Source organism: Arthrobacter sp. K4-10C, from assembly GCF_059090085.1.
This window is the reverse complement of the sequence record NZ_JBNHFI010000004.1, coordinates 22,545-46,616: the sequence shown is the minus strand read 5'-3', so window position 1 is coordinate 46,616 and position 24,072 is coordinate 22,545. Positions and strand designations below refer to the sequence as shown.

21 protein-coding genes are annotated in these 24,072 nt (G+C 67.5%); 8 read left to right on the top strand and 13 right to left on the bottom strand.

The genetic code is table 11. The annotated features are described in order from the left end of the window. Window positions 1-4: 4 nt before the first annotated feature. The 5 genes from AC5RUU_RS06355 to AC5RUU_RS06335 form a co-directional block, all read right to left on the bottom strand. Window positions 5-883 carry an ABC transporter permease gene (locus AC5RUU_RS06355; protein ID WP_493974370.1) on the bottom strand — a complete coding sequence of 293 codons (879 nt, stop codon included), beginning with the start codon at window positions 881-883 and terminating at the stop codon, window positions 5-7. After that, window positions 873-1,865 (bottom strand): ABC transporter ATP-binding protein, encoded by a 993-nt coding sequence (locus AC5RUU_RS06350; RefSeq protein ID WP_493974369.1) that lies wholly within the window; start codon window positions 1,863-1,865, stop codon window positions 873-875. Before AC5RUU_RS06350 ends, AC5RUU_RS06355 begins: the two co-directional genes overlap by 11 nt. Then, on the bottom strand, window positions 1,862-3,124 hold the full coding sequence (locus tag AC5RUU_RS06345) for a LolA family protein (RefSeq protein ID WP_493974368.1): 1,263 nt from the start codon (window positions 3,122-3,124) through the stop codon (window positions 1,862-1,864). Before AC5RUU_RS06345 ends, AC5RUU_RS06350 begins: the two co-directional genes overlap by 4 nt. Window positions 3,125-3,188: 64 nt before the next feature. Further along, on the bottom strand, window positions 3,189-5,999 hold the full coding sequence (locus AC5RUU_RS06340; protein WP_493974616.1) for a PEP/pyruvate-binding domain-containing protein: 2,811 nt from the start codon (window positions 5,997-5,999) through the stop codon (window positions 3,189-3,191). 35 nt (window positions 6,000-6,034) lie between these two features. After that, window positions 6,035-7,075, bottom strand: coding sequence for a universal stress protein (locus AC5RUU_RS06335; RefSeq protein ID WP_493974367.1), 1,041 nt, complete (start codon window positions 7,073-7,075; stop codon window positions 6,035-6,037). 426 nt (window positions 7,076-7,501) lie between these two features. Here AC5RUU_RS06335 and AC5RUU_RS06330 point away from each other — a divergent pair, with 426 nt between their 5' ends. Continuing rightward, a complete protein-coding gene (locus AC5RUU_RS06330) occupies window positions 7,502-8,110 on the top strand; it encodes an NAD(P)-binding protein (protein ID WP_493974615.1) in 609 nt (202 codons plus the stop codon). Between the two features lie 57 nt (window positions 8,111-8,167). Here AC5RUU_RS06330 and AC5RUU_RS06325 read toward each other — a convergent pair whose 3' ends face one another. Then, window positions 8,168-8,782 (bottom strand): copper resistance CopC family protein, encoded by a 615-nt coding sequence (locus tag AC5RUU_RS06325; protein ID WP_493974366.1) that lies wholly within the window; start codon window positions 8,780-8,782, stop codon window positions 8,168-8,170. Between the two features lie 110 nt (window positions 8,783-8,892). On the opposite strand from AC5RUU_RS06325, the gene AC5RUU_RS06320 reads away from it, so the two are divergent. Continuing rightward, window positions 8,893-10,332: an NCS2 family permease gene (locus tag AC5RUU_RS06320; protein ID WP_493974365.1), complete on the top strand. Its 1,440-nt coding sequence runs from the start codon at window positions 8,893-8,895 to the stop codon at window positions 10,330-10,332. Between the two features lie 47 nt (window positions 10,333-10,379). Here AC5RUU_RS06320 and AC5RUU_RS06315 read toward each other — a convergent pair whose 3' ends face one another. Beyond that, window positions 10,380-11,684, bottom strand: a complete 1,305-nt coding sequence (locus AC5RUU_RS06315; RefSeq protein WP_493974614.1) for a cation:proton antiporter — start codon at window positions 11,682-11,684, stop codon at window positions 10,380-10,382. Between the two features lie 188 nt (window positions 11,685-11,872). Between AC5RUU_RS06315 and hutG the strand changes: the two genes are divergently transcribed. Beyond that, entirely contained in the window at window positions 11,873-12,859 is a 987-nt protein-coding gene (gene hutG, locus AC5RUU_RS06310; protein WP_493974364.1) for a formimidoylglutamase, read from the top strand. Between the two features lie 17 nt (window positions 12,860-12,876). Here hutG and AC5RUU_RS06305 read toward each other — a convergent pair whose 3' ends face one another. Further along, window positions 12,877-13,542 carry a response regulator gene (locus AC5RUU_RS06305; RefSeq protein WP_493974363.1) on the bottom strand — a complete coding sequence of 222 codons (666 nt, stop codon included), beginning with the start codon at window positions 13,540-13,542 and terminating at the stop codon, window positions 12,877-12,879. After that, window positions 13,539-15,113: a sensor histidine kinase gene (locus AC5RUU_RS06300; protein ID WP_493974613.1), complete on the bottom strand. Its 1,575-nt coding sequence runs from the start codon at window positions 15,111-15,113 to the stop codon at window positions 13,539-13,541. The genes AC5RUU_RS06305 and AC5RUU_RS06300 overlap by 4 nt, the downstream gene beginning before the upstream one ends. A gap of 249 nt (window positions 15,114-15,362) precedes the next feature. Between AC5RUU_RS06300 and AC5RUU_RS06295 the strand changes: the two genes are divergently transcribed. The 4 genes from AC5RUU_RS06295 to AC5RUU_RS06280 are packed head-to-tail and all read left to right on the top strand — an operon-like array spanning window position 15,363 to window position 18,935. Continuing rightward, window positions 15,363-16,373 (top strand): Bug family tripartite tricarboxylate transporter substrate binding protein, encoded by a 1,011-nt coding sequence (locus tag AC5RUU_RS06295; RefSeq protein WP_493974362.1) that lies wholly within the window; start codon window positions 15,363-15,365, stop codon window positions 16,371-16,373. Beyond that, the gene (locus AC5RUU_RS06290; RefSeq protein ID WP_493974361.1) at window positions 16,370-16,882 is read left to right on the top strand and encodes a tripartite tricarboxylate transporter TctB family protein; all 513 of its coding nucleotides are present in this window, start codon (window positions 16,370-16,372) and stop codon (window positions 16,880-16,882) included. The genes AC5RUU_RS06295 and AC5RUU_RS06290 overlap by 4 nt, the downstream gene beginning before the upstream one ends. Then, window positions 16,882-18,546 (top strand): tripartite tricarboxylate transporter permease, encoded by a 1,665-nt coding sequence (locus AC5RUU_RS06285; protein WP_493974360.1) that lies wholly within the window; start codon window positions 16,882-16,884, stop codon window positions 18,544-18,546. Before AC5RUU_RS06290 ends, AC5RUU_RS06285 begins: the two co-directional genes overlap by 1 nt. Further along, window positions 18,543-18,935: a universal stress protein gene (locus AC5RUU_RS06280; protein ID WP_493974359.1), complete on the top strand. Its 393-nt coding sequence runs from the start codon at window positions 18,543-18,545 to the stop codon at window positions 18,933-18,935. The genes AC5RUU_RS06285 and AC5RUU_RS06280 overlap by 4 nt, the downstream gene beginning before the upstream one ends. 5 nt (window positions 18,936-18,940) lie before the next feature. On the opposite strand, the gene AC5RUU_RS06275 is transcribed toward AC5RUU_RS06280, so the two are convergent. Then, on the bottom strand, window positions 18,941-19,807 hold the full coding sequence (locus AC5RUU_RS06275; protein WP_493974358.1) for a fumarylacetoacetate hydrolase family protein: 867 nt from the start codon (window positions 19,805-19,807) through the stop codon (window positions 18,941-18,943). A 191-nt stretch (window positions 19,808-19,998) separates the two neighbouring features. Here AC5RUU_RS06275 and AC5RUU_RS06270 point away from each other — a divergent pair, with 191 nt between their 5' ends. Beyond that, complete coding sequence (locus tag AC5RUU_RS06270) at window positions 19,999-20,256, top strand: hypothetical protein (protein WP_493974357.1); 258 nt, start codon at window positions 19,999-20,001, stop codon at window positions 20,254-20,256. A gap of 92 nt (window positions 20,257-20,348) precedes the next feature. Here the strand turns inward: AC5RUU_RS06270 and AC5RUU_RS06265 are convergent, their stop codons facing one another. The 3 genes from AC5RUU_RS06265 to hutU all read right to left on the bottom strand — a co-directional run bounded on the left by AC5RUU_RS06265 (window position 20,349) and on the right by hutU (window position 24,067). Beyond that, entirely contained in the window at window positions 20,349-20,585 is a 237-nt protein-coding gene (locus AC5RUU_RS06265) for a hypothetical protein (RefSeq protein ID WP_493974356.1), read from the bottom strand. 161 nt (window positions 20,586-20,746) lie between these two features. Continuing rightward, window positions 20,747-22,339, bottom strand: coding sequence for a histidine ammonia-lyase (gene hutH, locus AC5RUU_RS06260; RefSeq protein WP_493974355.1), 1,593 nt, complete (start codon window positions 22,337-22,339; stop codon window positions 20,747-20,749). 9 nt (window positions 22,340-22,348) lie between these two features. Continuing rightward, entirely contained in the window at window positions 22,349-24,067 is a 1,719-nt protein-coding gene (hutU, locus tag AC5RUU_RS06255) for a urocanate hydratase (protein WP_493974354.1), read from the bottom strand. Window positions 24,068-24,072: the final 5 nt, after the last annotated feature.

The following is a 24,072-nucleotide window of genomic DNA, read 5'->3' as shown; positions in this document are numbered from 1 at the left end:
CCGGTCAGCTCAGGACGTCCTTGGTCACGAACCGGCCGTACGCAAGCGCCCCGAACACGGCGATGTACCCGGCCTGCAGCACAGCGTTGCTGGTGAAGGAGTCCCAGAGCACCGGCTGGCGGAGCATGTCCCCGAACCCGAACCAGTAGTGGCTGAACAGCCACGGGTGCAGCCACTCGAGCTGCGGCAGCTGGTCCAGGACCTGGGACACCACCGACACCACCACCGTGGCCGCCATGGCGCCCACCGGCACCACGGTGAGGGTGGACAGGAAAAGCCCGACGGCGGAAAGTCCGGCCAGCGAAACGGCGAGGTATGCGGCAATGAGGAGGATGCGGACCGCGGCTTCCGGCGGCGGGATCACGTCGCCTGACAGCAGAGTCACGGGGCCCACCGGAAACAGGGCGGCGCCGATGGCGGCGCCGGAAAGACCAACAGTGAGCGGTGCAACCACGCAGAACGCAAGCGCCCCCGCATACTTGACCAGCAGCAGCCGGATCCGCCCGGCGGGGGCAACCAGCAGGTACCGGAGGGTGCCCAGGTTTGCCTCACCCGCGATGGTGTCGCCGGCCACCACTCCCACCGTGAGAGGCAGGAACAGCGGCACGGAAACCAGCATGGCAGTGAAGGCAACGAACAGGCCGTTCTGGCTGATCCGGTCCAGGAAGGCCGGGCCACGGCCGGGGGGGACCGCGGAAGATACGCGGACCGCGACGGCGACCAGCACCGGAATGGCCGCGAGCGCCAGCAGGAGCGCCCACGTACGCCGGCGCCCGAACAGGACCTTCAGTTCCGAGAGCACCAGGGAGAACGGGGATTCCCTGTCCACACGGGCTGATGGTGCGGCTGTTCCCGGGACATCGGCCGGCACGCTACTGGGCAACGTCGAACCCCTCCCCGGTCAAGGCAACAAAGCGGTCTTCCAGGCTCTCGCGTTCGACGGCGAATCCGCGGACCCGGACGCCGGCCGCCACCAGGTGGGCCACAACATCCTCAGGGAGACGGCCATCGGCCCCGCCGTCCGCGCCCAGGCCGGCGAGGAGGATCTCACCGTCCGGCTGCGCTCCCCCGGCTTCTGCTGCCAGCCCGAGGCCGGCCAGGACAGGGCGGGCAGCTCCGGCATCGGGCGTCAGCAGCCGGATCCGGGCGCTGCCCGCCCGGCGCAGCTCGGCGAGGGGCCCCTGCGCCACGAGCCGGCCGGCGCTCATGACGGCAGCGTGCGTGCACATCTGCTCCACCTCAGCCAGCAGGTGGCTGGAGACGAAAACAGTGGCACCATCATGGGCCAGCGACCGGACCAGGTTGCGCACCTCCCGCGTGCCCTGCGGGTCGAGGCCGTTGGTTGGCTCATCCAGGACCAGCAAGTCCCTGCGGGTCAGCAGGGCATTGGCGATGCCCAGCCGCTGCTTCATGCCCAGCGAGTAGGCGTGGACTTTTTTGCCAGCGGCGTGCGAGAGCCCTACCCGTTCAAGGGCGCGGTGCACCCTGGCTTTGCGGGTGGCCGGCACGGTATTGGGGCCGGCAGCATCGAGGCGGGAAAGGTTGGCCGCGCCGGACAGAAAAGGGTAGAAAGCAGGCCCCTCCACCAGCGCGCCCACCCGCGGCAGCACATCCCGGAACCTGCCGGGCATCTCGATCCCCAGCAGGTTTACCGTTCCTGAGGACGCGGCGGCCAGGCCCAGCAGCACGCGGATGGTGGTGGTCTTGCCAGACCCGTTGGGGCCAAGGAACCCGAAAACGGATCCGGGCGGCACCGCGAGGTCCACGGCGTCCACGGCAACCTGCCGGCCGAAGCGCTTGGTGAGCCCATGCGTCTCGATGGCAAGTCCGTGCGTTCCGGGGCCGCTGCCGCCCGCCGGGCTCACGGAGCCGCCGACGCAGCGGCCTGCAGCCTGTCCGGCGGCACCATGCCCGTGAAGATGCGGCCGTCGCCGGTAATCAAAACGTTCAGCAGCGTGGTGGACAGCAGCCGCCCGCCAGGGACTGCGACGGTGGCCTGGGACAGCAGCGGATCCCGCAGCAAGGATTCAACGAGGGTTCCGCCCGCTGCCCCGGCAGGGATTCCCACCACGGTCTCCCAGCCCTGTCCCGTTACCGAGGGGCGGACCGGATGCTGCCGGATGGCGGCCAGGTGTTCCGGGGTGATGATCATGCCCGGGGCCCGGAAGCTGAGCGGCCACCGGGTTGGGTCACGGAACTGCAGTTCCTCCACGGTGCTGCCCGGTGGCGGCACGAATGTAAAGAGTGAATCGTCCGGAGTCTCAAAGGAAAGGCTGCTGAACCCCGCGCGGAACGACGGCGAGGCGGCACCGCGCGCGGTCACCTGGACGGACAGCGGCATACCGGTTTCCCCGTCCACGGCGATGGCCACCTTGCCCACCAGGGTGGCATCCGTGCGGGGCTCGAGCACCAGGTTGTAGGCGGTGCGCCCGGCGACGTCCACGTCCTCCCCCACCGAGACGGCCGTGGTCGGCTCCACCTTGGCAAGGAGCCGCCCGGCGATGTCCTCGGGCGTGTGCATGTGGATAGCGGGAGGCGCAGGCAGATCGGCCGTGGGTGCGTCCGGCTGCGGCGGCCCAGCGGGCGGAGGAACATACAATGGCAGGTCGCTGGCGAAGGCGGGCAGGATCAGGTGCGCGGTGGAATTGTCCTTGGAGGAGTAGAACCAGAGGTCGCTGTCCCGGCGGACGATGTCGCGCTCGGCCAGCCGGTCAACTACCTGCACGCGGACCTTGGTTTTGCCGTCCATGTACACCCGGGCAGTGTGCTCGCCCGAGAGCAGCTCGAAGATGGAGGATGCGGTGCCGGCCGAGGCCGGCCCCGAGCTGGGCCCTGTGGCGGGCAGCTCAGGCAGTCCCAGGTCCGAGGACTGCTCGATGGTGCCGGAGAATGTGTGGGCCTCGTGCCGCTGCAGCAGGGCAAGGACCTCTGCGGGGGTTTTCCCGGGCAGGGGGTCACCGGCACGCGCCGGTATGGTTCCCGCCAGGACACCGGCGGCAATCACAGCCGGAACCGTCACGGCAGGAAGCCACCGCACCCAGGCACGCCTGGTGCCGGATGCTTTCCGGCGCAGGAACCTGCTGCCCGAGCCGGTGGTTTCGGAGCCCGCTGTTTCTGAGCCCATAGCTCAAGGGTACGCCTGCGGCGGCTGGTAGACACGGCCCGGCTGCCCCCTCCTCAGCGCGCGTTTAAGGTTCCACCGGCATGATGGTTCCCGAGCCGCCGTCGACCGTTATTTTCTGTCCGGTGGCGATCCTGCCGGTGGCATCCGGCACGCCCACCACGGCGGGAATACCGTACTCCCTTGCCACCACGGCGCCATGGGAGTTGGGGCCGCCCATTTCCATGACCAGGCCGCCTGCCGTGAGGAACAGGGGTGTCCAGCCAGGGTCGGTGGACGGGGCAACCAGGATTTCGCCGGGCTCGAGGCGGGCGCCTAGGGGATCAAGAATGACGCGGGCGGGCGCGGTCACGGATCCCGCAGAAGCGGGGCTGCCGGTCAGCATGCCTGCGGACGTTTTTGCTGCCGCCGCCGCCTGCAGCGCCTCGGGCTCGGTTCCGTCCGAGAGCAGCACCCGCGGGATGCGCCGCCGTCCGAGTTCCCACTCGTACGCGGCACGCCGCTCCGCAACCAGCCCGCGTACGTCCAGGGCTTCCCCGCCGGCTGCAGGCCCAAGAACCGCTTTATGGGCTTCATCGAAGTCGAGGAAGAAGATGTCGTCGGGCTGGGCAAGGGTTCCCGCGTCAGCGAGCCCGTTTCCCACGTGCAGCAGCTGCCGGCGGACCTCGGCGAGGCCCAGGACCAGCTGGTACTTGGGCAGTTCCCGCAGCCCGGCAAACAGCCGTGCCCTCCTCAGTGCAGCGCGGACCGCGAAAGCGTGCAGAGCGCTGCTGGCCCTGGCGCGGGCGACGAGCCGTTCCACCTGTGCGTCCGCGGCCTCCGCTGCCTTGCTGAACTGCATATCCGGGGCGAGGTCGGTGTCTTCCAGCCGGAGGTAGTTGGCCAGGACGCCGATGATATGGGCGGGATCGTCGGACCAGCGTGGCATGCCGACGTCGATCTCCGCCACGGCACGGTGCCCGTACCGGTCGAGGAACCTGGTAAGGCCTGCCTCCAGCCGGGCGGGGACGCGTCCGGCCCGGAACTCCTCGGCCAGCTGGGCCGGGTCCTGCGTTGAAAGGACGGTGCGTGATTGGGCGTCGCCACTGATTGCAACGGCGAGGTGCCACAGCTCAAGGTCCATCTCCGTGGTGATGTTGTTGGGCAGGCCGCGAAGGACCGGCAGCAGTTCGTCCCAGCGCTCATCGCCGAGCACTTTCCGTGCCACCGCAAGCATGGCGAAACCCAGCGCGGGAAGAGGCAGGATGGCGGGAACGATGGCGAACAGGCGGGTCCGCAGCAGCATTTCGGCGTGGTCAAGGCGTTCGGCGGGTCCGGCGCCCGCCGGTGCCGGCAGTACTGCCTCAAAGTCGCTGGTGAAGCGGTCGAGGCGGCGGAGCGCCGCGCCGGGCCGGACCAGGCCCCGAAGGATCGACTCGGGGGCTTTGGCACGCGCTGCCGCCGGGACAATATGGCGCAGCAGCGCCAACGGGGTCCTGCGGGTCACGGCGAACGCGGGATGGTCAAAAAGCTGCCTAAGCAGCACGGCTGAGCGGGCTTCCATGATGTCGAAGACACGGGGAAGTATCCGGCGGCCCACCGTGCTCCGCAGCGGGGTGGTGAGATCGAAGTAGATCCGCTGCCCGGCTTCGGCGTAGGGGGACGGCCCGCGGCGCGGGTCGGGAACGCTGAAGCCTGCCGCCGTTGCGACTGAAGAGGCGATGAGCCGCAGGGCCGCCCTCCCCATGGGTGTGATGGGACGGGTCAGGCCCTGGGCAAGGCTGAAGCAGAGGTAAGCCCTGGTGCCCTGCGTTCCGGTGTCGCCCCCCGTTCCGGTGTCGCCCCGCGCGGCGGCGCTGCCATGCGTACCTTGGCGCTGCGGAACCGGATACAGGGTGGTGATGTGCCTGGACTGGGTGAGCCACAACGTGCCGGCACCGTCGATGGCCCATTCAATGTCCTGCGGGGCACCAAAGAACTGTTCTGCCTGGCGTCCCAGGCTTGCCAGCCCGGCCGCCTGGACGTCGGTGAGGCACTCGGATGCTGCCGCGCCCGGCGCCTGCACGGTCTCCGTTCCGCCGCCGGGGACTGCCCGGACCGCCACCCTTTTGTCGCCCGGCTTCCGCTCCAGGACCCTGCCGGTTGCAGCATCCACCACGTAGTGGTCCGGGTTAACCGCCCCTGAAACCACTGCCTCACCCAGGCCGGGGCTGGCGTCGATGACGGCGTGGCCCCTGCGCCCTGTCACAGGGTTGGCGGTGAACATGACCCCTGCCGTCTCCGCGTCCACCATCCGCTGGACCACCACCGCCAGGGCAACGTTGTCCGGGTCGATGCCCAGGCTGGCCCGGTAGGCGGCGGCCCGGTCCGTCCACAACGAAGCCCAGCATTTCCGGACCGCTTCCAGGACGCGGTCTAGGCCCACCACGTTGAGGTAGGTGTCCTGCTGGCCGGCGAAACTTGCGAACGGCAGGTCCTCCGCAGTGGCCGAAGACCGCACTGCCACCGGCACGTCCTGCCCAAGGCCCCGGTAGGCCTGTTCCACCGCTGCCGCTATGTCCGCAGGGATGGGCGCGGCAAGAATCGCGGCGCGGGCGTCCGCTGCCGCGCCGGCCAGCGCCGACGGTTCAGGAGCACCGGCACCGGCCGCCGGTTCCAGGACAGCCTGGACAGCGGCAAGCGCCGGAAGCAACGCGGAAGGCGTCCCGATTATGCGCCGGTACGCTTCCGTGGTGAGGCAAAAGCCGTCCGGCACCGGAAAGCCTGCGGACAGAAGTTCGCCCAGGTTGGCTGCCTTGCCTCCCACCAGATCCAGCATGCCGGCGTTGACGGAGTGCAGGTCCCGGACCAGTCCGGAACCTGCACCCGGGCTTTCCTCGGGCTCCTCCGGCCGCTGCATGTCCACGCCTCCCTGGTGGCCGGGTCACCAGGGGATCAGGCAGCGTCGCCCAGGATGGGCCCGAACCGGGCCCGGTCCGCAAGGCGGGGGTCTTCACGGTCCGGAACCACCATGACGGGACCTTTGGCGTGGTGGAGTACGCCGTCGGACGTCGAACCCAGGAGCATACCGGTGAAGCCGCCGCGGCCGCGGGTTCCTACCACGACCAGCTCCACGTGGCGGCTTTCCTCCACCAGCACGTCCACGGGCGAGCCGTCCCGCAACTGTGATTCCGTGGGAAGGGCCGGGTAGTGGCTCCGCAACCACGCCATTCCCGCGTCCAGCGTCACCTGGATGTCCGCGAAGAGGGCCTTGCGGTCCATTGGTGCAGGTACCCAGGCCAGCGAACCGCTGTATTGGGGCACGGCACACACAACCCGCAATGTGGCGCCCAGCCGCTCAGCCTGGTCCGCTGCTTCCAGGACGGCAACGCGGGCCTGTTCCGATCCGTCCACGCCAACTACCACCACGTTCTCCACGCGCTGGTGCCCGGCCTTGGCCTGTTCGGCCCTGATGCGCCGGTCTTCAGTGGTCTCCCCCAGCCGGTCCGAGCAAATGAGCGGAACGGTCACCGTGGGGCACTTGGCATGTGCAGGCAGGGCGCTGCTCACCGAGCCCAGGAGCCGGCCCACAAAACCGCCGCGTCCGCGGGTGCCGAACACCAGGAGCTCGGCGGTTTCGGACATCTCCAGGAGCACCCCCGAGGCGTCGCCGTTCTCAACAGAGGAGCTCACGTCAATGTCGTACGGGGCAACCTTCTGCAGCGCCTGCTTCACGACGGCCTCGGCGCCCTCGCGAATGACAGAGTCATCCACAGTGGCATAACCCCCATCAAGCCCGGACGCAGCGAAGATGGGCACGGAGTAGGCGGTGACGATATGCAAAGGACGACGGCGCCGCTGGGCTTCACGGGCCGCCCACACCAGGGCGCACTGGCCATGGTCCGAGCCGTCCACGCCCACCACGATTCCATCGGGCGCGGCCGAAGTGCCACCACCGTCCTGTGCCGGGTCCGGATGCAACTCTTGTGCGCCCATGGGGCCGCCTCCTTGCGCTACTGCCGCCTGATGTTGCGGCTATTCTGCCAGAAGCGGGAGCGTTCCCCTGCACCCGGCCGGCGGCCGCATATGCTGGCGGAACAACCCGCCCCCGCTTCTCACTATTCTCCGTCCGCTGTGCCTTAGCAAGCCTGGCAGGGGCGGAAATCCACATGTTATCCACAGCTTTTCCACACCCTCCGGGAAAGCGTCTTCACCCGCAGAAAATGTTTGCGTTTTGGGCTATCCCTGGCCGCCATTGTTCTGTAGTCTTCAGGACATTGTTGGTGCGGGGAGCCCGCAGGCGATGCCTGCCAGGGCTGCCCGCCCATGTGCTGCGGCCGGACTTTGGGGGCACGGAACGCGCGCCGGCGAGGATGCCGGCACCAGCCGAAACTTCGAAGGAGGGAAACTGTAGTGTCAAGCATGCCTGGGAGTGCCGGGACCGAACAGACCACCACCGTGATCATTGGCACGGGCCTTTCCGGCCTTGCCGTGGCCGCCGAACTGCGCCGGCACGGGGTGGACTCCATCGTGGTGGACGGTCTCGACGTCCTGGGCGCGGCCCAGCCTGCCACAACGTCCCTGCAGCGCTGCGATGCTGCGGACCCCGCCACCCTCCGGGAGCGCAACGAAATCCTGCGGCACCTCCGCAACTATGCCGCCAGCCACCACGTGGACGTGCGGAACACCACCCGTGCCGTGCAGCTGACCATGGTGGGCGGCAAGCCCGCTGAAGCCGCCCCGCAATGGGAGGTCCACACTGCCACCGGCGTCCTGCTGGCAGACCATATTGTCCTCACCCGGTGCGCCCAGAGCCAGCTCCGGCGGATGATCAACGAGTTCGGCATCGCCGTGGGACGGAACCTTGCTGCGGCCATGCGGGCCATCGGCATCTACCTGGTGGGCGTCGGCGAGCTGATCACGCCGTCCCCCAAGGAAGTTTTGCGCCAGGCCAAGACGGTTGGCCAAGCCATTTCAGCCAAGGTCCAGGCGTCCCCGGCAACGGGAACCCTTGCAATGCTGTCCTGGTAGCGTGGCTGCCCGCGCTGCCCCTCCGGACGCTGCTCCCCGTCCGGATCTTTGCGGCGGCTATGAGGCATCCGCCTGATCTTCGCCGGCGGACAGCCGGCGCTTTGCGATGACAGCCAGGGCAACGAGCAGGCCCAGGGCCACAGCGGCGAAAATGACAATGCTCCACTGGAACGGCTGTTCGGCGTTCGCCGGCACCGGCGGTTCCGCTGTCGCGCCCGGCTCAGCCGTGCCCATTCCCGGAACTGTGGCGGCCGCCGTCTGACTTCCTGCCGGCGCACCCCCTTCCGCAGCGCCGGCCGCGGAAAAGCCGAAGGTGCCCTCGATAGGGTGCGAATCCGAACTGACCACCCGCCATGAAACCGTGTACGCCCCTGCAGGTCCTCCCGGCCGCAGCTTTTGCGACGCCACGTTGTCAACGATCTGCACGGGCCCGTCGGCCCATTCGGTGCCGGACGCGTCCTTGACCGAGAAGGACGCACCGATGCCCAGCGGGTTGTTGTTGAACGTCACCGACACCTGTTCCGGCGGGGCGGGCAAGGACGCACCCTGGGCAGGGCTGCTGGATTCGGCGGCGTCATGCGCCGCGGCGGGACCTGCCAGGCCCAGGGCGGCGGCAGCGAAGACGAGGAAGCCGAGCAGGAGGCTCAGCGGATGGCGGCGGACGGAACGCATGCGGGACTGCTCCTTGTGTTGGCTTCCTTACAGACTAGGGGAATTTGCCGGGCGCGCTGCCGGCGCGGCCATAGGATTCAGATATCCCCACATACTCCCCCGGAGGACTAATGCTCAAGCAAGGCTCTGCCCTGGACCGGTATTTCAAGGTCACGGAGCGCGGTTCCAACTTCTCCCGCGAGATCCGCGGCGGCTTCGCCACGTTCTTCGCCATGAGCTACATCGTGGTGCTGAACCCGCTGATCCTTTCCGGTGCGGACTCCAGCGGCAACACGCTCGGGTTTCCCGCGGTTGCAGCCGTGACGGCGTTCATTGCGGGCATCCTGACCATACTGATGGGAGCCTGGGCAAAGCATCCCTTTGCGCTTGCCACGGGACTGGGCGTCAACGCCTTCGTGGCGGTCACGGTCGCCACGAACCCCGGGCTGACCTGGCCGGACATGATGGGCCTGGTGGTCCTGTCCGGCGTAACCATGCTGATCCTGGTCCTCACCGGCTTCCGGACCGCCGTCTTCAAGGCCGTGCCGGACGGGCTCAAAACCGCCATCGTGGTGGGGATCGGGCTGTTCATCGCGCTGATCGGGCTCGTCAACGCCGGCTTTGTCCGGCGCATCCCGGACGTCGCCGGAACCACGGTGCCGGTGGGGCTGGGCTTTGACGGCAAGCTCCTGGGCTGGCCGACGGCGGTGTTCGTCTTTGGCCTGGTCCTCACCATCGCCCTGGTGGTGCGGAAGGTCAAGGGCGCCATCCTGATCGGCATCATCACCTCCACGGTGATCTCCGTCATCCTGGAGATGACCCTGCACATCGGGCCCAGCTTCGACGGCCAGACCTCCAACCCGCAGGGCTGGTCCCTGGTGGCGCCCACCTTCACGGAATGGGCCGCACCGGACCTCTCACTCATCGGCAAGGCAAACCCCTTCGGCGCGTTCGAGCACCTGGGCTTCGTGGCCGCCACGCTGCTTGCCTTCGTCATCCTGCTCAGCATCTTCTTCGACGCGATGGGCACCATGGTGGGCCTGGCGAACGAGGCAGGGACGGTGGACGAGCACGGCAACATTCCCGATGTCGACCGAGTCCTCCAGGTGGACGCGCTGGGGGCGATCGTGGGCGGCGGCGCGTCCGTGTCCTCCAACCAGATCTACGTTGAAGCCGGCGCCGGAATTGGAGAGGGCGCCCGGACCGGCATCGCCTCCATCGTCACCGGCCTGCTGTTCCTGGTGGCCATGTTCTTCACCCCGCTCATCAACCTGGTCCCGTTCGAAGCCGTTGCGCCCGCGCTGGTGGTGGTGGGCTTCATGATGGTGTCCCAGGTGGGCAAGATCGACTGGCAGGACTGGGGTATCGCCATTCCCGCCTTCCTGACCTTCACCCTGATGCCGTTCACCTACTCCATCGCCAACGGCTTGGGCGCCGGCTTCATCGCCTACGTCCTGATCCGCACCTTCCAGGGCAGGGTCAAGGACATCCATCCGCTGATGTGGGCCGTGGCCGGGGCGTTCCTGCTGTTCTTCGCTGTGGGTCCCATCGAGGCAGCGCTGGGGATGTAGCCCGTGGTCCCCCGGCGACCCGCCGGCCTGGCCCGCGCAAAGGCGCCCTACACCGGAGTGTTGGGGGCCAGCCCTTCATCCCCGGACACCGCCCGGGCTTTCCTTTCGCGCAGCCGGTCCAGCCGGTTCATCAGCGGCGAGGTGGTGGCGCCATGGATGACGATGGACATCGCCACAACCAGGCCCACGAAACCCCAGAGCCATTCCGCCTGGTCCGCGAACTGGCCCTTGCCCAGCGCATAGGAGAGGTAGTACAGGGAGCCGATCCCCCGGATGCCGAAGAAGGACAGTGCGATCCGTTCCCGCGGCCCGGTCTTCCCGCGCAGCAGCCCCAACCAGCCGGCCAGCGGACGGACCAGCAGCAGGAACGCCAGCGCCACCAGCACCTCCGCCCAGCCAATCCCGGCCAGGAGCCCACGCGCGATCGCGCCGCCGAGCAGGACCAGGATCACCACCGTGAGGAGCCGTTCCAGCTGCTCCACATAGGAGTGCAACACGCGGTGGTAGCCGTGGCTGCGCTCCGCAGTCCGGATGGTGACTGCGCAGACGAACACGGCGATGAACCCGTACCCTTCCACCATTTCCGCCAGCCCGTAGGCCAGGAAGGTAGCGGCGAGGGCAACGAAGCCTTCCGAGTGGTTGGAGAGCCGCAGGCTTTCCTTCCGGGCCGAGAAGAAGAGCCGTGCCAGCAGCTTGCCGGTGAGGAAGCCCAGCAGCAGGCCGATGGCCATCCGCCAGAGAACGTCCAGGCCGAACCACTGCGGGAACCAGGCGGCCGGGTCTGACCCGGTGATGCTGATGGCGATGGCCAGGTACACGAACGGGAACGCCAGGCCGTCGTTGAGCCCGGCTTCGGAGGTGAGGCCGAACCGCACCTCGTCCTCCTGGTTGGCATCGTCGTCGTTGTCCGCAGGTTCGCCGACCTGCACCTCCGACGCCAGGACAGGGTCCGTAGGGGCAAGGCTCGACGCCACGAGCAGGGCGGCCCCCAGGCCAAGTCCGAGGAACCACAGCCCGAGCAAGGTGAGGGCCGCAATGCACAGGGGCATGGCGATCCCCAGGAGCCGCCAGGTGGTGGACCAGCTGCTGCGGCCCACCGGCCGGTCCAGCGCCAGCCCTGCACCCATCAGGGAGATAATCACGCAAATTTCCGAAAGGTGCAGGACAAAGTCGCCGTGCGCCAGAGGGTCGGGATCGGGCAGGGTGGGAATCAGGGCAAAGGCCGCCATCCCTGCCCCGAGGAACACCATCGGCATGGAAAGCGGCATGTTGCGCAGCAGTTTGGGCAGCACGGCGGCGATGAACACCGCCACCCCAGCCGCGGCAAACAGGATGTTGGGGGCTTCAAACACGTGCTGTTCTCCGGCCTGTTCGTTGCGCCGGTCCGGCGCCGGCAACGTCATGCACTCCCGGAAGGGATTGCTCCACCATAGCCCCTGCACTTTGCCCCCGGCCCTTCCGAAGTGCCGTTTCTTGCATTCCAGACACCACGACGGCGGCGCTGCTGGATTTCCCCGCCGGCATGCGGTGAGCTTGACGCATGGCTTCCGTGAAACCGTCCGTCGATGTCCCGCCCGAGCCCTGGACGGGCAGGTTCGACGGCGATGCCCCCGAGCACCGCCGCTGGTGGCAGGCGATGGCATCTTCCGCCGGCGCCGCCCGGGCGGGTGAGGCCGCAACCGCCAGTCCGGCCGGTTCCGGAGACTCCCTCAAGCCCGCCACCCTGCTGGGCTTTGCCAGCGACGAAGGGGTGCGCCGGAACAAGGGCAGGACCGGCGCCGCCGCGGCCCCCGCCGCCATCCGGCAAGCCCTTGGCCCCTTGGCCTTCCACCTGGACCGGGCCGTGGCCGACGCCGGTGACGTGGTGGTGTCAGAGGGCGCGCTCGAAGACGGCCAGGCGCGGCTTGGGACTGCAGTGACCGCACTGCTGGACGCCGGGCACCTGACGGCGGTGCTTGGCGGCGGGCATGAGACCGCATACGCCAGCTACCTGGGAGTGAGCGCATCCCAGGCTGTGCAGCAGGGCCGGCGGCTGGGCGTGCTGAACCTGGACGCCCACTTTGACCTGCGGGACGAGCCCCTTCCCAGCTCCGGGACTCCCTTCCTCCAGATGGCCCGCGCCGAGGCCGCAGCCGGGCGCGACTTCCGCTACGCCGTCGTCGGAATCTCCGAGGCCAACAACACCCGGGCACTTTTTGACACCGCCCGGCGGCTCGGCGTGCAGTACCTGCTGGACGAGGACTGCGTGGCGGACCGTGTGCGTGCCTTCGTGGCTTCCTTCCTGGCGGACATCGACGTCCTCTACCTGACCATTGACCTGGACGTGCTTCCGGCCGCGGTTGCCCCTGGCGTCAGCGCGCCCGCGGCATTCGGCGTGCCACTGCCGGTCATAAGCGCGGTATGCCGGCAGGTGGCATGGAGCGGCAAGCTGGTCCATCTGGACATCGCGGAACTGAACCCCGCATTCGATATCGACGGCCGAACGGCCAAGGTTGCCGCGCGGCTGCTGGACACCCTGCTCCGCTGACGCCGGCCCGGGAGGCGTCAGGCCTTCAGCAGGTACCTGCGCTCGGGCCGTCCCACCCCGTACCTGAGCCGCACCTCGAGCAGCCCTTCGTCGTGCAGGTACTCAAGGTAGCGCCGCGCGCTCACCCGGGAAGTGCCCAACTCCTCGGCAACCTCGGCAGCCGACAGGTCGCCGTCGGCCTCCTTCAGCGCGGCCTCCACACGTTTCAGGGTTTCCACGCTGCAGCCCTTGGGCAGCGGCCGCTCAGTGCGGTCCAGCCCGAACACCCGGTTGACGTCCGACTGCTCCGCGACGTCCTTGGTGGCATCCAGGCTTTGGTAGGCACTTCGGTAATGCTCCAGCCGCTCCTGCAGGTCCGTCTGCGAAAAGGGCTTGATGAGGTAGTGCACAATGCCGCCCCGCAGCGCCTTCCGAACTGTCTCCACTTCGCGGGCCGCGCTGATCACCAGCACATCGAGCTCCGGGGCAACCTCGCGCAGCCGGTGCATGAGGTCGAGGCCGTTGATGTCCGGCAGGTGGATGTCCAGCAGCACCAGGTCCGGCTGCAGGCGCTCGGTCTCGACGACGGCCTGGGCGCCCGTGTGCGCGGCGCCCACCACCGTGAAGCCGGGTGTCCGCTGGATGAACCCGGCGTGGACTTTGGCCACCATGAAGTCGTCGTCGACTATCAGGACCTTGATCATGGATGTGCACCTCTTGTGAAGCGGGCGGTGAAGACCGCCCCGTTATCATTGTCCACCGTCAGTTCGCCGCCGGAGCGGCGGCAGACCACTCGGGACAGGGCAAGGCCGAACCCGCGCCCGCCCTCCCGCGCGGAGTCCTTGGTGGTGAACCCCTGCCGGAAGATATCCTCCACGGCAGCGGCCGGCACGCCGGGCCCGTTGTCCCGGACGGTGAGGGTTACGTGGTCATCGCTGTCCTCCACGAGCACCCGGACAGTTGCCTGCCCAACCCCGGAGACGGCGTCGAACGCGTTGTCCACCAGGTTCCCTGCCACCGTGGCAAGGTCGCGGGAAAGATCGTCACTAACAGGACGCAGGGCGGACTCGGGGTCCAGCTGGAGCGTCACGTTGCGTTCCGCGGCAAGGCTGGACTTTGCGATGAGCAGCGCGGCGAGGGCAGGATCCTGGATCCTGGCGGTAACCTCGTCATTGAGCCGCGTCCGGTCCACCGTGGCTCCGTTGACAAACTGCACCACCGATTCGTAGTCACCAATCTGGATCAGCCCGGAAATGACGTGCAGCTGGTTGGCGAACTCGTGGGCCTGGGCCCGGAGGGTATCAGTTGCCGTGCGGGTGGCGCCGAGCTCCCGCTCCAGCGAGGACAGCTCGGTCCTGTCGCGGAGCGTTGTCACGGAGCCGATCTCGCGGCCGCGGGAGCGGATGGGCACCCGGTTCAGCACCACCAGGCGTTCTCCCACCAGCACCAGCTGGTCCGGATCCGGCTGGTCGCGGGTGAGTACCACCTTCAGCGCGGGATCCACCGGGAGGGAGGCGACCCGCTTGCCCACGCAGTCCGCCGGGAGTCCAAGCAGTTCCCGGGCGCTGTCATTGGCCACCGTGATGCGCTCGTTTGGGTCCAGGGCCACCACGCCTTCCTTGAGCCCGTGCAGCATGGCCTCACGGTTTTCCACCAGACCCGTGATCTCGCTTGGTTCCATGCCAAGGGTCTGGCGCTTGACCCGCCGGGACAGCAGGAACGAACCGGCGACGCCCAGGACGCTTGCCACACCCACATAGGTGAGGAGGTTGGGGACCGCGTCGCCCAGCCTTTCCAGCGTAGTGGGGTAGTGCCTGCTGATGGATGCGATGCCGATCATCCTCCCGGTATCGTCCAGCACCGGGACGTGGGCGGACAGGACCGCGCTGCCGCTGCCGGGCACTACGCCGGTCCAGGCCCGGCCTTCCATGACGCGGCTCTCGCCCAGCTCCAGTTGCTGGCCCACCAGACCGGGATCCGACGAGGCAACCACCGTTCGGTCCAGTTTCGCAAGCGCCACATGGGAGGACCCGGAGACAGTGCGGACGGATTCGGCCACGGCGGGAAGCGCCGCACCGGCCCTGGGTTCGGCGGTGGGCAGCAGTTCGCGGACCGCGGGGTTACTGCCAAGCGCCTCCGCGGCAGAGAGGGCACGGCGCCCCTCGACCCGTTCGAACGTGGCGGCGGACTGCGCCAGGGATATGGCCACCACAGCCACCAGGACGGCCAGGACAATCAGCAACTGCAGCAGGAGGTACTGCCCCGCGAGGGACATCCCTCTTCGTCGAGTCACTGTGGTGCTTCCCTTTGTTTCCATGCCGGCGCGGTGCCTGCCGCAATTACCGGGAACTATATCCCACCGGCACTCCCCCGCCGGGGCCCGAAGGTGGAAAGGGCTCCCCGAAACGTGAACGCAATGAACTTAACTTTCTCTGCGTACACAAGAGTGACTGGCATCACGGCGGAACCTAGCATCAAATCACCAGTCAGTCTTGCTGATCGTTTTTCAGAGAAGAGGAACACCATGCGCCAGATCCGCGCCTTGCGAATTGCCGCCGTCGCCGCCGGCATCGCCCTGATGGCCACCGGCTGCGGTGCCACCGGCAACAGCTCCACCAACACCTCCAGCCCCGGCGCCGCTGCCGGCCCGCTGACCGGGCTCCAGATCATGGTCCCCAACACTCCGGGCGGCGGCTACGACACCACCGCCCGCGTTGCCGCGAAAGTACTCGACGACGAGAAGGTCGCCACCAACACCGAGGTCTTCAACCTGGCCGGCGCCGGGGGAACCGTCGGCCTGGCCCGAATCGTCAACGAAAAGGGCAACGGCGACCTCACCATGCTGATGGGCCTGGGCGTGGTGGGCGCGAGCTACACCAACAAGTCAGAGTCCAAGCTGACGGAGACCACTCCGCTGGCGAAGCTCATCGAAGAACCCGGCGCCATCATGGTCAACAAGGATTCGCCCTACAAGACCATCGACGACCTGGTCACCGCATGGAAGGCAGACCCCGGCTCCATCAGCGTCGGCGGCGGTTCCTCCCCAGGAGGCCCCGACCACCTCCTCCCCATGCAGCTGGCCGGAGCCCTCGGAATTGATGCCACCAAGGTGAACTTCGTGTCCTACGACGGCGGCGGTGACCTCCTCCCGGCCATCCTCGGCAACAAGGTGGGCTTCGCAGCCTCCGGGGCCGGCGAGTACCTCCAGCAGATTCAGTCCGGCGAGGTCCGGGTGCTGGCCACCAGCGGCGAGAAGCGGCTCGAAGGCGTGGACGCACCGACGCTGAAGGAATCCAACATCGACCTGGTGTTCACCAACTGGCGCGGCATCGTCGCCCCTCCGGGCATCAGCGATGACGACAAGGCCAAGCTGATCGCCGCCCTTGAGAAGATGCACGGAACCGAAGGCTGGAAGGAAGCCCTCAAGGCCAACAGCTGGTCCGACGCGTTCCTCACCGGCGATGAATTCGCCAGCTTCCTGACCGAGCAGGACAAGCGGGTGGCGGACGTCCTCACGAAACTTGGCCTGGCGTGAGCACTTCACCAACTTTGGCCGCCAGGCTCAAAGGCCGCTCCGAGCTGGGGGTAGCCCTCCTGCTCGGGGCGGTGGGCGTCATGGTCCTCGTGGACGCCATCGCCCTGGTCACCCCGTACTCCCAGTCAGATCCGGTGGGACCCAAGACGGTCCCGTACATCATCGCGGGCCTGCTCCTGGTCTGCGCCGTCCTGCTGGCGGTCAACGTGTTGCGCGGCGGACAGGGCGAAGCCGAAGGCGGCGAGGACGTGGATCTCTCACACCCCGCCGACTGGAAGACCGTCCTGCCGCTGGTGGGAGCCTTCGTGGCCAACGTCCTACTGATCGACTGGGCCGGTTGGGTGATCTCGGGAACCATCCTGTTCTGGGGCAGCGCCTGGGCCCTGGGCAGCCGGCACTATGTCCGTGACGGCCTGATCTCCCTGGCCCTTTCCGTCCTCACCTTCTACGGCTTCTACCTTGGCCTCGGCATCCCGCTCCCCGCCGGCCTCCTGGAAGGGATTCTCTGATGGATGTCTTCTCCTCCCTCATGGACGGCTTTGCCACCGCCCTGACGCCCATGAATCTCCTCTACGCCGTCATTGGCGTGATCCTGGGTTCCGCCGTCGGCGTGCTCCCGGGCCTCGGCCCGGCCATGACCATTGCCCTGCTGCTCCCGGTCACCTACGTCCTGGAACCCACCAGCGCCTTCATCATGTTCGCCGGCATCTACTACGGGGGCATGTACGGCGGCTCAACCACTTCCATCCTGCTAAACACGCCAGGGGAATCGTCCTCTGTTGTCACCGCCATTGAGGGCAACAGGATGGCGAAAGCCGGCAGGGCCGCCCAGGCCCTTGCGACGGCGGCCATCGGCTCGTTCGTTGCCGGCACCATCGGAACCGCCCTGCTGGCAGTCTTCGCACCGATCGTGGTGGAGTTCGCCGTCAGCCTGGGCTCGCCGAGCTACTTTGCCATCATGGTGCTTGCACTCCTGGCAGTGACAGCAGTCCTTGGATCATCTCGACTTCGGGGCTTTGCCTCACTGGGCCTCGGCCTGGCAATCGGCCTGGTGGGCATGGACTCCGTCACCGGCCAGCGCCGCCTCACCTTCGGCCAGCCCCTGCTGGCCGATGGCCTGGACATCGTGGTAGTGGCAGTGGCCATCTTCGCGGTAGGCGAAGCACTTTGGGTTGCTGCCCATATGCGCCGCACGCCGTTGCACGTCATCCCGGTAGGCCGTCCCTGGATGGGAAAACAGGACTGGAAACGGTCCTGGAAACCCTGGCTCCGCGGAACGGCGTATGGTTTCCCCTTCGGTGCACTTCCGGCCGGTGGGGCCGAAATCCCCACGTTCCTCTCCTACGTGACGGAGAAGCGGCTCAGCAAGCATCCCGAGGAATTCGGCAAGGGTGCCATCGAAGGTGTTGCGGGGCCGGAAGCTGCCAACAACGCGGCAGCCGCCGGAACCATGACGCCCCTGCTTGCCCTGGGCCTGCCCACCAACGCCACCGCCGCCGTGATGCTCGCAGCGTTTGTCCAGTTCGGCATTCAGCCGGGACCCCTGCTTTTCGCCAACGAGGGACCGCTGGTTTGGGCCCTGATCGCGAGCCTCTTCATCGGCAACTTCCTGCTCCTGCTCATCAACCTGCCCCTGGCACCGATGTGGGCAAAAATCCTGCAACTCCCCCGGCCGTACCTGTATGCAGGCATCCTGTTCTTCGCCACGCTGGGGGCCTATTCAGTCAACCTGCAGGCATTCGACCTGCTGCTCCTGCTGGTGCTCGGCGCGCTGGGGTTCATGATGCGGCGCTTCGGACTCCCTGTGCTGCCGCTTATCCTGGGCGTAATCCTGGGGCCGCGGATCGAAGCCCAGCTTCGCAAGAGCCTGCAGCTCAGCGCAGGTGATCCTGCCGGCCTCTTGAGCGAGCCGATCGCCGTCGTCATCTATATCATTTTGGCGATCATCCTCATGTGGCCGTTTATCTTCAAGCTGATCCGCCGCAACCGGCCGGCGGAAAGCCCCGTGACGCCAGGGGGAGCCGCAGCCCCGGCCGCTCCGTCCGGCAGTTCCGCACACGCAAAGCTGCCCAGCCAACAGGACGGCACAGCCCGCTCCGACACCACGGTCCATACCCCCAGCTCCGGCCCGCAGGACGGCACCGTCCACCCAGACCAAAAGGAGACACCATGACCATCGTGGTGGGATACGTCCCGACCCCCGAAGGCGAAGCGGCCCTCACGCAGGCGATTGCCGAGGCCCGGAAAAGCAACACCAGACTGTTGGTCATCAACTCCTCCAAAGGAGACGCGTTGGTGGACAACCGATATGCCCAGGAGCCGGACATCCAGAGCATCGAGGACCGCCTGGCCACCCAGGGCATCGACCACGAGATCAAGCAGCCGGTCCGTGGTCATGATGCCGCAGCGGAGGTCCTGGATGCGGCGGAGGAAAACGACGCCGAGCTGATTGTGATCGGCCTGCGGCGCCGGACGCCGGTGGGCAAGCTGATCATGGGCAGCGTGTCGCAACGGATCCTGCTGGAGGCGGACTGCCCGGTCCTGGCCGTGAAGGCCGGCTGAACCAGCTAGCCTGCCCGTACCAGCGCCTGGCGCTGGCGGCCCAGGCCCTCCACCTCTACCTCCACCACGTCACCCGGCTGGAGGTAGGGGAACCGGCCACTGAGTGCCACCCCTTCTGGAGTCCCGGTGAGGATCACGTCACCGGGCTCCAGGCGCATGTACTGGCTGCAGTGGTGGACCAGGGTGGGTGCGTCGAAAATAAGCTGCGACGTGTCCGAGTCCTGGCGGGGTTCGCCGTTGACCCAGCTGCGCAGCGGCAGGTTGCCGCCGTCGATCTCCGCCGCTGGAACAAGCCACGGCCCTAGGGGCGTGGATCCCGGCAGCGTCTTGCCCTTGGTCCACTGCCCGGCTGCACCGGGAAGCTGGTACTCCCGCTCGGAGAAATCGTTCGCCGTGACGTACCCGGCGATGCAGGCGGCCGCCTCCCCGGTGGTGGCGAGATAACTGGCTTCCCTGCCGATGACGATGCCGAGCTCCACCTCCCAGTCGAACCTGCTGGACAGCGGCGGGACCATTGCCCTGTCGAAGGGCCCGGTGACAGTGTTGCCGGGTTTCAGGAACATGACCGGAACTTCCGGCGGGGCCGAGCCCGACTCCGCCGCGTGGGCCGCGTAGTTCATGCCGATACCCACCACTGTTCCCGGCCGGGCCACCGGAGCTCCCACGCGAAGGCTTTCCGCATCTGCAACGGCCGGCAGCATTCCGGCTTCCAACGCGGCACGGACCTTGGCCAGGCCACCTGATGCCAGGAAGGCGCCGTCCACGTCCCGGGTCAGCGGAAGCAGGCTGAAGTACTGAGGGGAGCCGCCGGCATCGGCCACCAGGACCACCGGCTGCTCGTTCCCGCTCTCGCCCAGGCGCATTAGCTTCATGCAAGGTCTCCTTTTCACTAGCCCGGTTACTTCAAGGCTGTTTTCATAGTGGCTGATTCCGGGCTGCCGCCGCCAAACGACCTGATTGTGACTGCCACATCCCCGGCGCAATTGAGCAGACATCTGACATTCGCACCTTCCTGCCGGTAGACTGGACCAGCCCTCCGGCAAGAAAACAGAAAGTTCAGCAGATGAGTACAGCAACATTGGAACGCCTACCGGTCACCGTGGAGCCCGCTGAGCCGGCCCTCCGGTCCATCGACCTGGAATTCTCCAGCGCCCTGGACGTCCACGCCGGGCTCGAAGAGGCAGTTGCCGAGCTCATTGAGGTGGCAAGCAAGGACGCCGCCTGCGGAATTCTTGTGACCAGGCTGCACGCCGGGCGCTACACCGTCGCCCTGGATGAGGCGGTGCCGTTCGGCGAAACCTACGAGGCCATCGCAGCCTGAGGCTGCCGCCTTTCGGGACACGAAACCAATTAAGTACAAATCCCCGCACTGCCTTCGGCGGTACGGGGATTTGTTCTATTCTCCAGGGGCTGCTAACCGCGGCGGACCTGCACGCCGTCGGATTTCAGGAAGAGCTGCTTTTCTGCCGGACCTGCCGGCACAAGCCAGAGAACGTTTCCGCTCTGCGACACCTCTTCCACCTCCCCGGCTGCTATCACATGCGCATGCTTGATGATCTCGACGCGGTCACCAACCTGAAGGCTTTTCCAGTTGGATACCACGGCGGAATGGGCATTGCGCCTGGACAGGACTGCCCCACGTGCTTTCATTTGAACTTCTACCCCTTTGTATACGTTCTGCGCCACAGCATCGTTGATGTGACTTCCACTACACCTTCAGTTCTACTACACTCTGTGGCCGCCGACGGCCATGTCGGCCAAAATCCCATCAGGTGGACAGAGAGGCGGCAGAAGCTGAAGATCCTTCGTTCTCAGGCGAGGGAGCCGACGGCGGATTCGGCCGCCCTGCGCACCTCACCTGACGCCAGCAGCCGGTCAGCCGCTTCCAGTTCCGGCGAAAGGAAACGGTCCGTTCCGGGCCCCTCCACCACCTCGCGCAGGGCAGCGACGACGGCGGAACCTGCGGGGCCGGGCGTCAGGACGCCGCCGGAGAGCTGGGTCCTGATGTCCAGGGCCCGTGCCGACGTGACCAGCTCGACAGCCAGGACGCGGCGCAGGTTCTCCACGGCCTTCCGCAGTTTCCGTGCCGCGTGCCAGCCCATGGACACGTGGTCCTCCTGCATGGCAGAGCTCGGGATGGAGTCCACCGATGCCGGAACGGCCAGCCGTTTGTTGTCGGACACCAGCCCCGCCTGGGTGTACTGCGCGATCATCAGGCCGGAGTCCACGCCGGGATCTGCCGCCAGGAAGGCCGGGAGTCCGTGTGAGCGGGCAGGATCGAGCATCCGGTCCGTCCGTCGTTCCGCGATGGAGCTCAGATCGGCGACGGCGATGGCCAGGTAGTCCAGGACGTAGGCCACTGGGGCGCCGTGGAAGTTTCCGTTGGAGCTGACGCGACCGTCGGGCAGCACCACAGGGTTGTCGATGGCGGCTGCCAGCTCGCGGGTCGCCACGAGTTCAGCATGGTCCACGGTGTCGCGCACGGCGCCGGCAACCTGCGGGGCGCAGCGGAGCGAGTAGGCGTCCTGGACACGGGAATCACCCACCCGGTGGGAGGCCACGATCGGCGAATTGGAGAGCACTCGCAGCATGTTGTCCGCGCTCGCTGCCTGTCCCGGATGGGGGCGCAGGGCGGCGTGAAGCTCCGGGAGGAACACCTGGTCCGTCCCGAGCAGCGCCTCGACGCTGAGCGCCGCGGTGATGTCCGCCGTCGTCAGCAGCTGGCGAAGGTCGGCGATGGCCATCAGGAGCATGCCCAGCATGCCCTCGGTGCCGTTCACGAGGGCCAGGCCCTCCTTTTCAGCGAGGATGACGGGCTCGATGCCGTGCTCTGCAAGCAGCTCGGCGACAGGCCGTTCTCCCTGCCCGCCGTACCTCACGCCGTCGGGACCTTCCGCTTCACCTTCGCCCATCAGCACCAGGGCGCAGTGCGAAAGCGGGGCAAGGTCGCCTGAGCAGCCCAGCGACCCGAACTCGCGGACCACCGGCGTGATGCCGGCATTGAGGACGTCCACCATGGTCTGCAGGACCACGGGCCGCACGCCGGTGCGGCCCGACGCCAGGGTCTTGGCGCGCAGGAACATGATGCCCCGCACCACCTCGCGCTCCACTGCCGGGCCCATCCCCGCGGCGTGGCTGCGGATCAGCGACTTCTGCAGCTGGGTGCGCAGTTCGTTGGGAATGTGCCGGCTGGCGAGGGCGCCGAAGCCGGTGGAGATGCCGTAGGCGGGAGTGTCGCTGGAGGCGAGCCCGTCAATGTGGGCACGGACCTTGGCGACGGCGTGGAGGGCTTCCGGTGCAACGGACACCTTCGCGTTGTGGCGCGCGACCGCGAGCACATCCTCGGGCGTGACGCCGCTGGAGCCGAGGGTGACGGTCAGCGGTTCGTGGGTGGTTACAGTCACTTGTGGTTCCTACTTCTTGGTTTCTGCGGAATCTGCCGATTCCTTCATGGGAATGCGGACGCCGCGTTCTTGGGCGACATCGAGGGCGCGGTCATAGCCGGCGTCGGCATGGCGGATGACACCCATGCCGGGATCATTGGTCAGGAGGCGCTCGAGCTTTTCCGCGGCGAGGTCGGTGCCGTCGGCTACGGAGACCTGGCCGGCGTGGAGCGACCGGCCGATGCCTACACCGCCGCCGTGGTGCAGCGAGACCCAGGTGGCGCCGGAAGCGGTGTTCAGCAGGGCGTTCAGCATGGGCCAGTCGGCGATGGCGTCCGACCCGTCGGCCATGGCTTCGGTTTCGCGGTACGGGGAGGCGACGGAGCCGGAGTCAAGGTGGTCGCGGCCGATCACGATGGGGGCCTTGACCTTGCCTTCCTTGACCAGCTGGTTGAACAGCAGCCCGGCCTTGTGCCGTTCGCCGTAGCCGAGCCAGCAGATACGGGCCGGCAGGCCTTCGAACTCCACGCGTTCCTGGGCTGCATCGATCCAGCGGTGCAGGTGCTTGTTCTCGGGGAAAAGCTCCTTGATGGCCTCATCTGTGACGCGGATGTCTTCAGGGTCACCGGAGAGCGCAACCCAGCGGAACGGGCCCAGGCCCTCGCAGAACAGCGGACGGATGTACGCCGGGACGAAGCCGGGGAACTCGAAGGCGCGGGAGTAGCCGCCCTTGCGGGCCTCGTCCCGGATGGAGTTGCCGTAGTCGAAGACCTCGGCCCCGGCGTCTTGGAATTCCACCATCGCCTGGACGTGCCGGGCCATCGAGGCCTGGGCTTTCTTGGTGAACCCTTCCGGATCCGCCTCGGCCTCGCGGTGCCATTCCTCCACCGCGATGCCTTCTGGCAGGTAGGACAGGGGATCGTGGGCGGAGGTCTGGTCGGTGACGATGTCCACGGTGAGTTCGCCGGCTTTGTGGCGGCGGAGGATCTCCGGGAAGACCTCGGCGGCGTTGCCGACGTAGCCCACGGACCAGCCGCGGCGCTCTTCCTTGGCCTTGAGCACCTTGGCGATGGCGGCGTCGAGGTCGGTCTCCACCTCGTCCAGGTAGCGCTTGCCGGCACGGCGGCGCAGGCGGGTCTCGTCGACGTCGACAATCAGGCAGGCGCCGTCGTTCAGGGTGACGGCGAGGGGCTGGGCGCCGCCCATGCCGCCGCAGCCGCCGGTCAGGGTGAGGGTGCCGGCGAGGGTGCCGTTCTCGTCTCCGGTGAGCTTGCGGGCGATCGCGGCGAAGGTCTCGAAGGTGCCCTGCAGGATGCCCTGGGTGCCGATGTAGATCCAGGACCCGGCCGTCATCTGCCCGTACATCATCAGGCCCTCGGCCTCAAGCCGGCGGAATTCGGGCCAGGTGGCCCAGTCCCCCACCAGGTTTGAGTTGGCCAGCAGCACCCGCGGGGCCCACTCGTTGGTGCGGAACACGCCCACCGGCTTGCCGGACTGGACCAGCAGGGTCTCGTCCTTCTCCATGGTTTCCAGGGTCCGGGTGATGGCATCGAACGCAGCCCACGAACGGACCGCACGGCCCGTGCCGCCGTAGACCACGAGGTCGTCCGGGCGTTCGGCAACCTCGGGGTCAAGGTTGTTCATCAGCATGCGCAGCGGCGCTTCGGTCTGCCAGGACTTGGCGGTGAGCTCGGTGCCGCGGGCTGCTTTGACCGGGCGGGCACCGGTGGTGAAATCGGCGGGTGCCATGAGGG